Genomic DNA, 16340 nt, shown 5'->3' on the forward strand with positions numbered 1-16340 from the left:
AAAATAAAATATGAAAATTGAAAAAACATTTATAAAAGATCTAGTAATTGTAGAACCAACCGTTTTTGGGGACGAAAGAGGTTATTTTTTTGAATCATATAGCAAGACTAAGTTTGAGGATTTGGGAATTAATATTGATTTTGTTCAAGACAATCAATCCTTCTCTAAAAAAGGTACTTTAAGAGGTTTGCATTATCAAAATCCGCCTTTCGCTCAAACAAAATTAGTCCGTGTACTGGAAGGAGAAATTATTGATGTTGCGGTTGATTTGAGAAAAGATTCTCCTACTTATGGTAAAGCATTCAGTGTTTTATTGTCAGCAGAAAACAAGAAACAATTATTAGTGCCACAAGGATTTGCGCACGGTTTTTCAGTTATTAGCGAGACCGCTTCTGTAATGTACAAATGTGATCAGTTTTATAATAAAGCTTCTGAGGGCGGAATTAAATATGATGATCCATCTCTAAACATTGATTGGGGAATGAATTTAGAGGAAGCAATAGTTTCAGAAAAAGATCAAATTCTTCCTTTTATTGAAAATTGTAATAGTTTGTTTTAATGAAAAGAATTTTAGTAACAGGAGCAACAGGACAATTAGGTTCAGAACTAAAAGTTTTATCTGAGAATTATTCGCAATACGAATGGGTATTTGCTGATCGGACAAAAATAACTCTAGATCAGATAGAGTTGCTTAAAAAACAAATAAACGAGATTAATCCAGATGTTATCTTTAATTGTGGAGCTTATACCGCAGTTGATAAAGCAGAAAGCGAAAAAGATTTAGCTTTTACAATAAATCATTTAGCAGTTGAAATAATTGCAAAATATGCATTTGAAAATAAAGCAAAATTAATTCACATTTCTACAGATTATGTTTTTGACGGTACGTCCTCTATAGCATTAAATGAGGAAGCTGAAACAAATCCGATAAATGTATATGGAGCAAGTAAATTGGCTGGCGAAGTTTCCTGTTTAAATGAAAATTCAGATTCGATTATCATTAGAACATCATGGGTGTATAGCAAATTTGGAAACAATTTTGTAAAGACCATGCAGCGATTAATGCAAGAAAGAGATTCGATTAATGTAGTTAATGATCAGATTGGTTCGCCAACTTATGCTGCTGATTTAGCACAAGCAATGATTTCTATCATAGAGTCTTCAAATTGGGTACCAGGGATTTATAATTACTCAAATGAAGGTGAAATAAGTTGGTATGATTTCGCGTTGAGCATAAAAGAATTAGGGAAATATGAATGTATTGTGGGTGGCATTCCATCTTCATCATATCCAACTCCAGCTAAACGACCAGAGTTTTCACTATTAGATAAGAAGAAAATAAAAGAAACTTACAAGCTATCTATTTCGGATTATAAGGAGAGTTTGAAAGCAATGTTTAAATAAAATATTTAGGATTAAGTACTAAAAAATAGATTAAAGGATATGAAAGGAATTATATTAGCAGGAGGTTCTGGCACAAGATTACATCCATTAACATTGGCAGTAAGCAAACAATTAATGCCGGTTTATGATAAACCAATGATTTATTATCCGTTATCAACCTTGATGATGTCTGGTATTAGTGAGATTTTGATTATTTCAACACCGCATGATTTGCCTCATTTTAAAAAACTTCTTGGAGACGGAAGTACAATTGGATGTAAATTTAGTTATGCAGAGCAACCAAATCCAAACGGCTTAGCTCAAGCTTTTGTGATTGGTGAGGAATTTATTGGAAATGACAAAGTAGCTTTAGTTCTTGGGGATAATATTTTCTTTGGAACAAATATGCAACAATTATTGAAAGATAATGCCGATCCGAATGGTGGTGTTGTTTTTGCTTATCACGTTTCTGATCCTGAAAGATATGGTGTGGTTGAATTTGATGAAAACAAAAACGCTATTTCTATTGAGGAGAAACCTCTAGAGCCAAAATCTAATTATGCTGTTCCTGGTCTTTATTTTTATGATAATTCCGTTGTAGAAATAGCTAAAAATATCAAACCTAGTGCACGTGGTGAATATGAAATTACAGATGTAAATAAGGTATATTTGGAAAATGGAAAACTAAAAGTTGGTATTTTAAGTAGAGGAACTGCTTGGTTGGATACGGGAACTTTTAATAGTTTGATGCAGGCAGGGCAATTTGTTCAGGTACTTGAAGAAAGGCAAGGCCTAAAGGTTGGTTGTATTGAAGAGATTGCCTGGAGACAAGGTTTTATTAACGATACACAATTAGAAGAATTAGCAACACCTTTGGTTAAATCTGGATACGGAACTTATTTATTAGAATTCTTAAAGCAAAAGAAAAAGGGGCTTAAATTTTAATTTACTTATATAAATAATTTTTTAAACCGTTTAATTTGTATTTTTGTAAGACCTATACAAATTGCAGAATCAAAATCATTGAAATTGAATACAGATAAAGAGTCTAAAATAGCCGATGTGCTACATAATTCGTTGTCACCTAGAAATCTAAGAGCACATATTAATAATCTTAGTTATTTACCTAGGTGGATTATTGTGGCAATAGATATAATGGTCTTGATCTTTTCATTTACTTTCACATATATGCTGTTTGAAGGAACAGCTTTAGGATACATAATAACTTCTCATGATTTTTATTTTGTTGGAAGTCTAATACTTGTAAATATATTTTTCTTTTGGCTTTTTAGAACTTATTCAGGAATTATTAGGCATTCTTCTTATATTGACGCTATTAAACTTTTGTTCTCACAAATGTCTGTGTTAGTGTTCTTTTTGTTTTTTAATTTAGTTTTTGAATTATATACAGGGCATAAAGCATTTTTAAACACTGCGCTTTTCATCAATTTGGTTTTATCATTTTGTGGCTTATTTTTATATCGTGTAATTGTCAAACAAACTTTTGAGTTGTATTTCTCGGAAAAAGCAAATACAAAATTAATCAGGACCGTAATTTATGGAACAGATGCAAATGCTATTTCTGTCGCTAATGCATTGAAGTTTGAAACGCCATCTCGATTTAAAATTGTTGGATTTGTTGATAAAAATAATCAAAATGCATCTAAGAGGATGTTGGACTTGCCAATTTTGATTCTTCGTAAAAAATTGCCAGCTTTAATGCGTTCTGTAGCTGCAGAAGGTGTAATTATTGCAGATAAAAGTTTATCTAAAGATGAGCAGTTGATCATTGTAGATCAGTGTTTGGAATTTAATTATCGAGTTTATACAGTACCTCTTATTTCGGATTGGGAGAATCAAAAAGAGATTTCTCAAAAAGTAAAAAATATTCAGATTGAAGATTTACTAGAAAGAAAACCTATCGTTTTGGATAGCAAATCTATTTCTAAACAATTAAAAGAAAAGACAATTTTGATTACTGGAGCTGCTGGTTCTATTGGTAGTGAAATCGTGAGACAAGTTCTTGGTTTTAATCCAAAAGTTGTTATAATTCTAGATCATGCCGAGACTCCATTGCATAATTTATGTTTAGAAACTTATGCAATGAACTCTGAAACTAAAATAGTTGCTGTGATTGCTGATGTGAAAAGCAAGAAAGCATTGGAAAAGGTTTTTAAAAACTATAATCCCCATGTTGTTTTTCACGCGGCAGCTTATAAACACGTTCCTTTGATGGAAGAAAATCCGTCGCAAGCTATTTTGACTAATATTAAAGGAACAAAGAATTTAGCAGATTTATCATGTAAATATCGTGTCAAAAAGTTTGTTATGGTTTCTACAGATAAAGCTGTGAATCCAAGCAATGTTATGGGGGCAAGCAAACGAATTGCAGAAAAATATGTTCAATCATTATTTTTGAAAAACCAAAGAGAAAATAATGAAGCTATTACAAAATTTATTACAACTCGTTTCGGAAATGTATTAGGATCAAATGGTTCTGTAGTGCCATTGTTTACCAAACAAATTGCCGAAGGCGGGCCAGTAACAATAACACATCAAGACATTATCCGTTATTTTATGACAATTCCTGAGGCTTGTCAATTAGTATTAGAAGCAGGGGCGATGGGTAATGGAGGTGAGATTTATATTTTTGATATGGGTAAACCAGTTAGAATTATAGATTTGGCTAAAAAAATGATAAAACTTGCAGGATTTATTCCAGATAAGGAAATAAAGATCAAGATTGTTGGTTTGCGACCAGGAGAGAAACTTTATGAGGAATTATTAAATGATACTTCTAAAACGTTGCCGACTTATCATAATAAAATTATGATTGCGCAAGAAATTCAAGATGAATATGAAAACTTGCATACTGATATAGACGAACTTATTGGTATAGCTGATTTCTATGACAATGATGATATTGTCGCAAAAATGAAAAAAATTGTCCCTGAATTCAAAAGTATGAATTCTGCTTTTGAAGTTCTTGATAAATAATTTTTGAACTTTAAATTTTTAATGAAATATAATAAAAGGTGTTTTTTTAAAACGCCTTTTTGCTTTTTAGGAATTTTTCAAACGAGTAAAAATCTTGTTAATTAAGAGATGAACAAATGTCTTGATGAGATTTCATTATATTAAGATTAAAAAAAATCATTTTTGAATGAATATATTTGCCCAAATTAAATAATTAAATAAACAATTATTCTAACCTACTTAAATGGAATTAAAAACAACAGTTTACCAAAAAGCAAACAATAAAAAAATTGGTAAACTTGTGCGAGAAAGTCTTCAAGATATTTATAATTCTCGCTTTTTAGCAAAACAATTAGCGGTACGCGATATTAAGGCACAATACCGTCAATCTTTTCTAGGTATTCTTTGGGCTTTTATAACGCCTTTGTCAACAGCTTTGATTTGGATCATTTTAAGTAAATCAGGAGCCGTTCAATTAACAGATACTGGTGTCCCATACCCTGTTTTTGTATTTTCTGGAACCCTATTGTGGTCTATTATTATAGAATCTATTAATGCTCCTATGGCAAATACAAATGCTGCAAGAGGAATACTTTCTAAAATTAATTTTCCCAAAGAAGCTTTGATTCTGTCAGGCGTTTATAAATTAATATCAAACAGTTTTGCAAAAATACTTTTGCTCTTGTTTTTTTTAATAGTTTATGGAGTAGGTTTCCATACTTCTATTTTATTATTTCCAGCGGCATTTTTAGGAATTATTTTTTTTGGAACGACTTTAGGCTTGTTTATCACTCCAATTGGAATACTCTATAATGATGTTGCAAAAATAGTTAGTATGGGATTAAGCTTTTTGATGTATGCAACTCCCGTAGTATATGCAATTCCCAAAACAGGATTGTTGAAAACTTTAATGGAAGCAAATCCATTAACGCCATTATTGTTAACGACAAGAAATTTATTGTTTGGACAAGATATTGAATATATCACTTATTATTTTGGAATATTTGCAGTTTGTATTCCACTATTTTTTTTGGGATTAGTTTTTTACCGAATTTCTATTCCAATAATTGTTGAACGTATGAGTGCTTAATTATGCAGGAAAATGAAGTTTTAGTAAAAGCCGAAAATCTTTCAAAAAAGTTTTGCAAAGATTTAAAAACTAGTCTTTGGTATGGTGTGAAGGATTTGTTTTCAAATGTTTTGGGGGATAAAAATGAAAATCCAGAAGCATTGCGACTAAAGGAATTTTGGGCTGTAAAAGATATTAGTTTTGAATTGCGCCGTGGAGAATGCCTTGGTTTGATTGGACATAACGGTGCAGGAAAATCTACCTTACTGAAAATATTGAATGGCCTAATCAATCCGGATGAAGGAAAGGTAACGATGAGAGGTAGGGTTTGCGCATTGATTGAACTTGGTGCTGGATTTAATCCTATTTTAACAGGCCGTGAAAATATTTATAACAATGGAGCTGTTTTAGGTTTTTCAAAAGCAGAAATTGATTCTAAGGTAGAAGAAATTATTGATTTTGCAGAAATTCGAGAGTTTATTGATATGCCTGTTCAAAATTACAGCAGCGGAATGAAAGTGCGTTTAGGTTTTGCAGTAGCAGCTCAAATGGAGCCAGATGTCTTAATTATAGATGAGGTACTTTCGGTTGGTGATTTGGGGTTTCGAGTAAAATGTATGAACAGAATTACAGAATTGTTGGCAAGTTCTGCTGTTATATTTGTATCGCATTCAATGACGCAAGTCACTACAATTTGTAATGAAGCAATGTTGTTAGAGCATGGTAAATTAGATTTTTATAGTAAAAATGTTGGAGAGGTAGTTGAAAAGTACTTCTTTAAGTTTCAAACTAGTGACGAACAATTAATTGGCGATGGATCTATAGAGTTAAAAGTATTTAATTTTATTGAAAATTCAGAAAAAGTGACCGAGACTTCTATTAGAAATGGAGAAGATTTGAGAATTGAGTTTGAATTAGAAGCTAATACTGATATTGAAAATTTAAAATTTAGACTAGGTTTTTTTAATATTGAATATAAACTTTTGGCAGAGGTTGATTCAGATACGGTAAATTTTGTAGGGAAAGTGATTGAAGGAAAAATTAAAGTGACTACCGTTATTAAAGGTTTGTATTTGAAGTACGGTAAATATAGTATCCATATACATGTAATAAATCTAGATACAAATAAAAAAATATTAAGACAGAGTAATATAGGTCACTTTATTGTAAAACCGACTATTTCTATTGGTGCTGATTTTTTACTGCCCAGTGAATGGAGTTAGCTTTATAACATTCTAAAATAGTTCATGCTTTTATACAGACTAGAATTGGATTGAAACGGATTTCAAAAAAGATTCTATAATCTTTTTTGAAATCAAAAGTTTTTTAGAAATTATTTACAAAAACTTCAAAATTAATTTTCTTTTAATGTTAATAAGTGTTTTTAAAGGTATAAAAGCAATGTTTTAAAAAGAAGATATAGTTTGTATTTAGATTATTATGTTAAATCACGAAGATTTTATTAAAGAGTTTGAAAATCATGAATTTTTATTTTATGATATTAATTGGTGGCCTCTGGTAAAAGTCCAGGTGGCATATCAAGTGCATTTAAAAAATTGTGGTATTTTTAAATTAAGTGACAGCAACAAGTGTTTCTCTCAAGTCCCACTAAAAATAACTTTGAAGGAACGTTTCAAATATTATAAACAAAGTTTTAAAAGAAGTAAATCAATTAAAAATATAATTGTTACTGATTCTAATCAAAAAATTAATTCTGCTTATAACGAAACAGCTCTTATTAATCCTTATACAGACCCATTTATTGACTGTTTCGAAAAGTTAAAAATTGATTACTGCATTTTTGATTTTAAAAAAGAAGATTTTTTTCTCGGTCATGATATAAAAATTTTAAGGAAAATCTATTTAGAGCTGGTTAAAAATGAGTTTAATAAAAATTCTGATATCAAATTTAAATTAAAGCAATTTTGTGATTTTTTAACGCAGCAATACGGCATCGATTTTAAACTGTACAATCATTTAGTAGAAAATATTATTACTAATCAAGCTGAGTATTTTGCGTATTTCAATATTTTGAAAAAAAGTAATGTGAAAAATATTCTGTTATATTGTTATTATAACAATACAATGATGAGCATTATTAGAGCAGCGAATCAGTTAAATATTGCCACAGTAGAATATCAGCACAGTCAAGTGACTTCAAATCATTTTGCCTATAGTAGTTGGAAAGCCATGCAAGGAAGTGGAAAAGATTTTTTTCCTTCAAAAATTTGGGCTTGGAGACAGAGTGATGCTGCATATTTAGAAGGACAATTTCAGGATATAAAAAAGATAAACTATATCATAGGGGGCAATCTTTCTTTAGAGTTATCAAAAAAAATAAAAAAAATAAAGACAGACTCGCATATTAGGGTACTTGTTACTTTGCAAGGAACTGGGTTGCCAGATTATATAATCAATTCTTTAGATCGACATCCTAATGTTGTGCTATATTTGAGATTGCATCCTCGTTACTCTCAAGATAAAGAAATATGCGAAATGCTTAAATTAAAATATAAAGAACAAATAGAAATTGATAAAGCAAATTCATTAACCTTGTACAAACTTTTTAATTTTGTAGATTACCATTTAACTAATTTTTCAGGTTCTGCTATTGAAGCAGAATATTTTGATGTAACAAATATTATATATGGAGATAAAGGTTATTTGTGTTATGAAAATGAAATCACAACAAAAAAATATTTATTTATAAAGGATCAAGAGGATTTAGATTTTATATTTGAACAAAAGATAAATTACAAATCAAATTCGAGAGCCGAGAAAAAAGATATTTATAAATTGATTACAGAAAATTTTAATTAAATGAAATTAATTAAAAGCCTATATAGAAAATTTAAGAAAACTTTAATTAGTGAACCTAAGAAAAAGGATATTGAAAAAAATATAATTGAATCAAAAGTTCAGTGCTTAGGGTTAATTGATGGAAGTGCACAAGTACAATTTTCAGAATTAAGAGGACAAGTAAAAGTTGGCGCTAGAAGTTTGATTAATAAGGTTCTATTTGACGGTAATATAGTTATAGGCACGAATACTACTGTTAATGGGCCTAATACAGAATTTTATGCTTTAGATTATCCAATAACAATAGGGAATTTTTGTTCTATCGCTCGAGGAACAAATATTCAAGAACATAATCATGATATTAATTGTACAACAACTTATTTTATAAAATATAGAATTTTCAATGATAAATATGGAGCAGACGCTGTTTCAAAAGGAGCGATTGAAATAGGAAATGACGTGTGGATTGGAACTGGTTCAACAATACTAACAGGGGTAAAAATTGGAGACGGTGCTGTAATTGCGGCAAATGCGGTAGTAACAAATGATATACCTCCTTATGCAATAGCAGGCGGAACTCCTGCGAAGGTTTTAAAATATAGATTTTCTCCAGATATTATAAATGAGCTGCTTCAAATTCAATGGTGGAATTGGGAAATTGATAAAATTAAAAAAAATAAAGACCTATTTTATGGCGATTTAACGATGGCTAAATTGCAAAATTTAAAATGATTAATAAACCTAGAATATTAGTACTAGCCCATGAACAATATCTAAATGGAGCATCCCATTCTTTAGTAACCATTTTAGAAGAATTAAAGACCGTTTATGATTTTTTAGTAATTCTGCCCGATAACGGAATGATGGTCGATGAATTGAATCGGATAGGTATTAATTATGAAATATTAAAACTGCCGAGATGCGGTTATTTTAATTATTCTTCGTTGCTTAATCACTTAAAATTAACAATAAGTTATTATAGATGTAAAAGAGTGTTAGAAAAAAAACTGCTCTTGATAGCAAAAAACTTTTTGCCAGATATCATCTACACAAATACTTCGGTCTTATCTCTTGGTTATGATCTGTCTAAAAAAATAAAAAAACCTCACGTTTGGCATATTAGGGAATATGGCGACAAGGATTTTAATATTTTATATATTCCATCAAGAAAGGTACTTGCAAATAAAATTAAAAAAAGTAAAGTTTCTATTTTTACGACTAATTTGTTAAAAGCACATTGGTTAGGAAAAAAACGAATTAATTCTGAAATTATATACAATGGAGTTCTTGAACATAAGGACGATTTTTTTAAAGTAAAAAATAACAATCTGATGACGATTGGAATTGTGGGAGTAGTAATGAGTATTAAAAAACAGGATTTTGCAATACAAGTATTTAAGAAATGTTATGAAAAGAATAATAATTTAAGATTAAATATTTACGGAGCTATTTCCAATCACGATTATTACTTATCATTGCAGGATTATATTAGGGATAATGAATTGACAGATGTTGTAGCTTTTTTAGGATATATACCTAATATAGAAATATACAAAGAAATAGATATATTGATGAATTGTTCTAAAGATGAGGCATTTGGAAGAACATTAATAGAAGCAATGAGTCATAAAATACCAGTATTAGCCAGAAATAGCGGTGGGCCATCTGAAATTCTAATTGATAATTATGAATTGTCTTTATATAATAACGCAGATGAAGCAGCTGTTAAAATGAATAATCTGATAAATAATTCTGATTGTTACAAAAAATCTTCAGATGACGGTTATAAATTAGCAATGAAATATTTTTCTAAAGATAGCTACATACAAAATATCTCAAATATTTTTAATAAGATAATAAATGAATAAAATTAAGCCCATAGCTATACATCTACCACAATTTCATCCAATACCTGAAAATGATTTATGGTGGGGAAAAGGTTTTACAGAATGGACTAATGTAACTAAGGCGCAACCAAGATTTAAAGGACATTATCAGCCTCATTTGCCAGCAGATTTAGGTTTTTATGATTTGCGATTAGAAGAGGCACGTCTAGCTCAAGAAGATCTAGCTAAACAATATGGTGTCTATGGATTTTGTTACTACCATTATTGGTTTAATGGTAAACGTATTATGAACGAACCCATTGACAGAAAAATGCAAAATCAAAAAGAAGATTTTCCGTTTATGTTCTGTTGGGCAAATGAAAATTGGACTAGAGCTTGGGATGGGAGCATAAAGGATATTTTATTAGAGCAGAATTATTCAGAAGAAGACGATCGAGAACATATAAAATTTTTATTGTCTTTTTTTAAAGATGAAAGATATATACGGGTAAATAATAAACCATTTTTTATTTTTTATAAACCTGATTTGTTTCCAGATATGGCAAACACTATTGCTATTTTTAGAGAGGAGGCAAGAAAGGAAAATATTGAACTTTATTTGGGATGTTTTGAACGTTGGATTGGATGGGATAAAGAAAAATTGTTGAGCTTTGATTTTGATGCGATAATTGAATTTCAGCCTTTATCTAGATCAATGAAGAGTTTTAAAACCCAAATTGAAAACAGAAAAAAAAGTTTTGTAAAACGTATTGAAAATAAACTGCGCAAGAAATTCAAATGGAGAAGTAAAGTTAAGAATAAAGATTTTAGGGTTGATTATAAAGAGTTTATCGAGTATGATCTTCAAAATAGAACCAAAGGCGTATACCCGGGAGTTACCCCAATGTGGGATAATTCATCTCGACGAAGTGGACAGAATGCAATTATGCTTAATGATAGCACTCCGGAATTATTTAAATATTGGTACAAAAACAAAACGACAACTAAAAATTTTGAAGGTTTAGATGATTCTTTTGTATTTATAAATGCATGGAATGAGTGGGCAGAAGGGAATCATTTAGAGCCTTGCCAAAAATGGGGGACATCTTATCTTGAAGCGCTAGTATGAAAACGGCAGTTGTCATAGTGACATATAATCCTTTAAAATGGATTGAAAAATGTTTAGACAGTTTGATTCAGAGTACAATTTCAGTTGAGATTCTGATTATAGATAACAACTCCACAGATGGTTTTCAAGAAATTTTAAAATCGAAATATCCGCAAATAATGTTTGTCCAAAGTTCATCTAATTTGGGTTTTGGAGCAGCAAATAATATAGGTATCCGAAAAGCATATAATAATGATGCTGATTTCGTTTTTTTATTGAATCAAGATGCTTGGGTACAACCAGATACCATCGAAAAATTAATAAGTGCACAACAAAAGCAACCTGAATATGGAATTATAAGCCCAATGCATTTGAATGGCAAAGGAGATGAGCTCGATTATAATTTTTCTAATTATATTATTCCGTATCAATGCAAAAAATTGTATTCAGATATTTATTTAAATAAAATACAACCAAATGTTTATCAAGTGAGTTTTGTTAATGCAGCAGGTTGGTTATTGTCACGTAAGTGTATAGAATTAGTCGGCGGATTTAATCCTTCCTTTTTTCATTATGGTGAAGATGATAATTATGTAGAACGAGTGCATTTTCATGGAATGAAAGTGGGGATTTTGGCCATAACAGAGTTATTTCATGATAGGGACGAAGTAAACAAAAGTGTTTATTTCCATGATTCACAATTAATTTATAAGAGAAAAATTTTATTGAAGGCCTCTAATCCTTTCAATCAATTTTCATTTGAATTGGAAAATAAAAAACTCTATAAATTTGCTGCTAGAGCTCTGTTGTCTTTTAGGTTTAAACTTTTTTTGAAAATCAAAGTACAGATACAAATATTAAATAGTTTGGATAAAAAAGGTATAATAAGCAGAAGAAACGAAAGTAGGAACTCCAATTTATCATTTTTAAATTAAACGAGTTAAATAATGGAGAATCCTCTTTTTTCAATATTAGTAGCAAATTATAATAATGGTCATTTTTTTAAGGACTGTTATGAAAGTATATTAAATCAGACTTATTATAATTGGGAAGTAATTATTGTAGATGACGCTTCGACTGATAATTCAGTTGAAATAATAAAACAGATAACAGGAGATGATAGTCGTTTTAAATTATTTGAGAACAAAAATAATAAAGGTTGTGGCTATACAAAAAACAGATGTGCACAACTAGCACAGGGAGAAATTTTAGGATTTTTAGATCCTGATGATGCATTGAAAGAAAATGCTCTAGAAGTCATGGTATCAGAGCATATAAAAATTTTAAAAGCAGCTATTATTACTTCAAAATACGAGTTCGTAGACTTAGAAATGAATTTTAAAGAAGCTAGTAAATATGGATCTTTTGTGCCTTCAAATAAATCATATCTTACTTATGCTAAAGGAGCATTAACACATTTTGCAACATTCAAAAAAAGTTTTTATTTAGATTCCCCCGGTATAGATAGCGAGATGAAAAGGGCGGTCGATCAAGATTTATATTATAAACTTGAAGAGACGGGGAGTCATTCCTTTGTCGATAAAGTATTGTATAGCTATAGGGTCCACAAAAACAGTATATCCTGTAATGATAATTTATATAAAGCAGAATATTGGCATTTTTATGCTATAAATAAGGCTTATAAAAGAAGAAAAAAACAAAAAATGGAAATAGATAATTTTACAAGCGAATATATTAGGGTATATCGTTCCAATTATTATCTGTCAAGATTTGTTAAATTGAAATTCTCAACGAAATATAAATCAAAGTTTTATTTTTTAATAAAAGCTTTTTTAGCAGATCCATTTCATGAGTTTAAATTAAAATTTAAAAGTTTATTATTATTAATACTTGGACGAGTATGAGTGGAGGACCTTTAATATCAGTTGTTCTACCAGTATACAACTGTGCGATGTATATTGAAGATGCTGTTAATTCTATTTTGACTCAAACCATTCAGGATTTTGAGATAATTATTATTGATGACCATTCTATTGATGATACCGTTAAAATAATTGATAGCATTGGAGATAAAAGGATTAAGCTAATACTTAAGCAGCAAAATAAAGGACTTATTGATAGTCTTAATATTGGTTTTAGAGAAGCTAAAGGAAAATATATTGCGCGTATGGACGGTGATGATATTAGTTGGCCTGATAGATTTCAAAAACAATTAGAAATTTTAGAAAATAATCATGATATTAAAGCATGTGGCAGCTGGCTTCAAGAGTTTGATTGTTCGAATAAGATAATAAAGTATAAAAAAAGTCATGACGAAATAGTTTCCAGACTTCTTTTATCATGTTCAATGTCGTTATGCAGTGTTATGCTTGAAAGATCATGGTGTCGAGATTATATTTTTGATAAAACAAAATTACATGTTGAGGATTATGACTTCTGGTCAAAGGTGGCTTGGTCAGGAAAATTTTATAATATACAGGAGGTGTTGTATAATTATAGAGTTCATGAGTCACAAGTATCTACTCGTTATAAATCAATACAAATACAAGGCGATATAGGTATAAAATTGTTTTTATTTAAAAAATTGCAATATGACACTAAATTGTTTAGTGATGTTGTAATAGTAAAAATGTTATTATTGGATAAACCTATTGAATTAAAAGACTTGAAATTGTTTTTAAAATGGCTAAACAATTTAAAATTTTTAAACAAAAAAACTCAAATTTATTCTCCAATTGAACTAGAGAAAGTTTTGAAAATTTTAAAGAGATCGATTCTGTTTTCTCTTTATTTTAAAAAGACTTCAATCGGAATTACAAAAAAATGGAGAACAAAGGCTTTGTTTGAATTGTCTTTACAGGATATCTCATATATTTTAAAAATTAAATCTAGAGAGTATTTAAAAACAAAATTATTAAAATGAAGAATGAAAATGTTTCTTTCGAAACACAATTTGGATTGTCTTTTTTAAGAATAATGGCAACTTTCTCCGTTATACTTATTCATGTTTCAGCATCTTTAGTTACAAAATATGGTCAAATTTCCTTTTTTGATTGGAATGTCGCTAATTTTTTTGACAGTATCAGCAGATATTCTGTCCCTATGTTTTTTATGATCAGCGGTGCTTTATTATTGGGGAGAGATTATGAACTAATTGATTTTTTGAAGAAAAGATTGGGCAAGATACTTCCGCCATTTATAATTTGGTCAACGATTTATAGTCTTTTAAATCGTTATTTATTTGGAGAAGACTCGTTCAATTTAGTTAAAGTTGTAAAAGATGTTTTTTATGGTTCAAAGTATCATTTATGGTTTATATTTGCTTTATTAGGGGTTTATTTAATGGTACCAATTTTGAGAAAATGGATAAAAAATGCTTCTAATAAAGAGATACAATATGTATTAATTATTTGGTTACTTACTGTGACTCTTACAATCCCGAATTTAAAAATTTATTTTCCGAAAATTAATTTGGTTTATTTTTCTGGTTATATTGGCTATTTCATTTTAGGCTATTATTTATCGATGTTTAAATTTAAAATAGTAGTTCCTATTTCGTTTATTATTTTAGGCCTTACCATTACATTTTTAGGAACATGTCATTTTACAGTGTTGAATTCTGAACCCTATTATTATTTTTATGAGCATTTGTCTCTAAATACATTTTTGGTTAGTTCAGGATTATTTATGCTTTTTAATAAAGCACATAGTTCAAATAAAAATATTCATTTATTTGTAGAACGATTAAATCAATTGTGTTTTGGCATTTATTTAATGCATCCATTAGTTTTGGATGAATTTAATTTAATTGGTTTTAATGTATATACAGCCAGTCCAGTAATAAGTATTTTGATGCTTGCATTTGTATGTTTTTTTGTTTGTAGTGTGATAACCTTTTGTTTCAAACAATTAAGGTATGGATACTTAATTGTTTGAAAAAATAATTAGAGAAATTATGATCGTTAAAAATGAGTTGCAGATTAAAAAAGCATAGTTAGATATCAAAACTAGTGCTTTAATAATAAAGAAATAAATTGAAGGTAGATGCGATTAGCAGGTAAAAGAATATTATTGGTTCTTCATCAAGGTGCATTAGGAGGAGCTGAAAGGCAGGCTTTAGGATTAGGAAAATACCTCTCAAAGGAATATAATTGTAATGTCGATTTGCTTTTAACTTTTTCCAGCGAAACAACAGCTGAATTTGATGATTATGTAAAAGAATGTGGCATTAATAATGTTTTGTACTTTGGTCCTCCCTATCTTATTTTAAAAAAGGAGTTTTCAATATTAAATATAAAGCGATTAAAATGGTCAATAGAATATTTAATACGCCTGAGAAAAGAAGTAAAAAAATACAATCCTGAAATTATTATTCCGTTTTTAAATTTTCCTTCCAAAATTTCTTACTACTTATACAAGCTTATACCTTCTGTTAAATTTACTTTTTGGCACCAATTAGGACTAGATACCCTAAGTTTAGACATTTTTGAAAAAATTGCTGTTAATAATATACCGCTTGTGATTGGCAATGCATCAAATTGTTTAGAGATGTTTACCTCACCTTATTCTATAAATAGGGAAAAATTAAATATACTTCCTCAATATCTATCTTTGACAAAAGAAATTGGAGACAAAAAATTATTACGCAGGAAATATAATATTCAAGAAAATGCAATTGTAATTGGAATGGTTGCACATTATCGCGAAGAAAAATTTCATGAACTTTTATTACAGTCGTTTATTAAATTAAATGAAATTCATAAAAATATTCATTTAGTTTTTTTAGGTAATCGATTTAATACAAGCGCAACACAGACAAAATTTGATAATCTATTAAATATTGTTAAAAACAATTGCTTAGAAAATAATGTCTCTTTATTGTCAGAAGAAAAGGTTACTGATATATTAAGTTGTATTGACATAGGCGTCTTAGTTTCAAGGATTGAAGGTATGCCAAATGCAGTTATGGAATATATGTTATACGGATTGCCGGTAATAACTACAAACCATCCGGGCTGTGTCCAATTATTAGGGGAATCTGAATTCTTAATTGATAACAATGAGGAAATATTATTTGAAAAACTAAATAAATTAATTGCTTCGGATAGTTTAAGAAAGATTGAAGGAGATTTAAATTTAATGAAAATAAAAAAGTATGATGTAGAATCATATGTGCATAGACTTGAAAAAATAATAAGTAAAAAGATGAAAAATTGAT

At 29.3% G+C, this 16340-nt stretch carries 15 protein-coding genes; all 15 read left to right on the forward strand.

Features of this window, described 5'->3' with window-relative positions; all coding sequences use genetic code 11:
• Window positions 1–10: 10 nt before the first annotated feature.
• The 15 genes from rfbC to EYY60_RS09740 all read left to right on the forward strand — a co-directional run bounded on the left by rfbC (window position 11) and on the right by EYY60_RS09740 (window position 16339).
• Complete coding sequence (rfbC, locus tag EYY60_RS09670; RefSeq protein WP_132989146.1) at window positions 11–559, forward strand: dTDP-4-dehydrorhamnose 3,5-epimerase; 549 nt, start codon at window positions 11–13, stop codon at window positions 557–559.
• A complete protein-coding gene (gene rfbD / locus EYY60_RS09675) occupies window positions 559–1404 on the forward strand; it encodes a dTDP-4-dehydrorhamnose reductase (protein ID WP_132989147.1) in 846 nt (281 codons plus the stop codon). Before rfbC ends, rfbD begins: the two co-directional genes overlap by 1 nt.
• A gap of 39 nt (window positions 1405–1443) precedes the next feature.
• Entirely contained in the window at window positions 1444–2328 is an 885-nt protein-coding gene (gene rfbA / locus EYY60_RS09680) for a glucose-1-phosphate thymidylyltransferase RfbA (protein WP_132989148.1), read from the forward strand.
• An 84-nt stretch (window positions 2329–2412) separates the two neighbouring features.
• The gene (locus EYY60_RS09685; RefSeq protein ID WP_132989149.1) at window positions 2413–4380 is read left to right on the forward strand and encodes a polysaccharide biosynthesis protein; all 1968 of its coding nucleotides are present in this window, start codon (window positions 2413–2415) and stop codon (window positions 4378–4380) included.
• A 223-nt stretch (window positions 4381–4603) separates the two neighbouring features.
• Window positions 4604–5449, forward strand: coding sequence for an ABC transporter permease (locus EYY60_RS09690; protein ID WP_132989150.1), 846 nt, complete (start codon window positions 4604–4606; stop codon window positions 5447–5449).
• Between the two features lie 2 nt (window positions 5450–5451).
• Window positions 5452–6651, forward strand: a complete 1200-nt coding sequence (locus EYY60_RS09695) for an ABC transporter ATP-binding protein (protein ID WP_132989151.1) — start codon at window positions 5452–5454, stop codon at window positions 6649–6651.
• Between the two features lie 217 nt (window positions 6652–6868).
• Window positions 6869–8248: a hypothetical protein gene (locus EYY60_RS09700; protein WP_132989152.1), complete on the forward strand. Its 1380-nt coding sequence runs from the start codon at window positions 6869–6871 to the stop codon at window positions 8246–8248.
• Complete coding sequence (locus EYY60_RS09705; RefSeq protein ID WP_132989153.1) at window positions 8249–8959, forward strand: CatB-related O-acetyltransferase; 711 nt, start codon at window positions 8249–8251, stop codon at window positions 8957–8959. It begins immediately after the preceding gene.
• Window positions 8956–10095, forward strand: a complete 1140-nt coding sequence (locus EYY60_RS09710; protein ID WP_132989154.1) for a glycosyltransferase family 4 protein — start codon at window positions 8956–8958, stop codon at window positions 10093–10095. Before EYY60_RS09705 ends, EYY60_RS09710 begins: the two co-directional genes overlap by 4 nt.
• On the forward strand, window positions 10088–11182 hold the full coding sequence (locus EYY60_RS09715) for a glycosyltransferase WbsX family protein (RefSeq protein ID WP_132989155.1): 1095 nt from the start codon (window positions 10088–10090) through the stop codon (window positions 11180–11182). The genes EYY60_RS09710 and EYY60_RS09715 overlap by 8 nt, the downstream gene beginning before the upstream one ends.
• Window positions 11179–12096, forward strand: a complete 918-nt coding sequence (locus EYY60_RS09720) for a glycosyltransferase family 2 protein (protein WP_132989156.1) — start codon at window positions 11179–11181, stop codon at window positions 12094–12096. The genes EYY60_RS09715 and EYY60_RS09720 overlap by 4 nt, the downstream gene beginning before the upstream one ends.
• Before the next feature lie 12 nt (window positions 12097–12108).
• Entirely contained in the window at window positions 12109–13026 is a 918-nt protein-coding gene (locus tag EYY60_RS09725) for a glycosyltransferase family 2 protein (RefSeq protein ID WP_132989157.1), read from the forward strand.
• A complete protein-coding gene (locus EYY60_RS09730; protein WP_132989158.1) occupies window positions 13023–14045 on the forward strand; it encodes a glycosyltransferase family 2 protein in 1023 nt (340 codons plus the stop codon). The genes EYY60_RS09725 and EYY60_RS09730 overlap by 4 nt, the downstream gene beginning before the upstream one ends.
• Window positions 14042–15058, forward strand: a complete 1017-nt coding sequence (locus EYY60_RS09735) for an acyltransferase (RefSeq protein WP_132989159.1) — start codon at window positions 14042–14044, stop codon at window positions 15056–15058. The genes EYY60_RS09730 and EYY60_RS09735 overlap by 4 nt, the downstream gene beginning before the upstream one ends.
• Before the next feature lie 108 nt (window positions 15059–15166).
• Complete coding sequence (locus tag EYY60_RS09740) at window positions 15167–16339, forward strand: glycosyltransferase (protein ID WP_132989160.1); 1173 nt, start codon at window positions 15167–15169, stop codon at window positions 16337–16339.
• Window position 16340 lies beyond the last annotated feature (1 nt).

This window comes from Flavobacterium zhairuonense (assembly GCF_004352915.1).
GTDB lineage: Bacteria > Bacteroidota > Bacteroidia > Flavobacteriales > Flavobacteriaceae > Flavobacterium > Flavobacterium zhairuonense.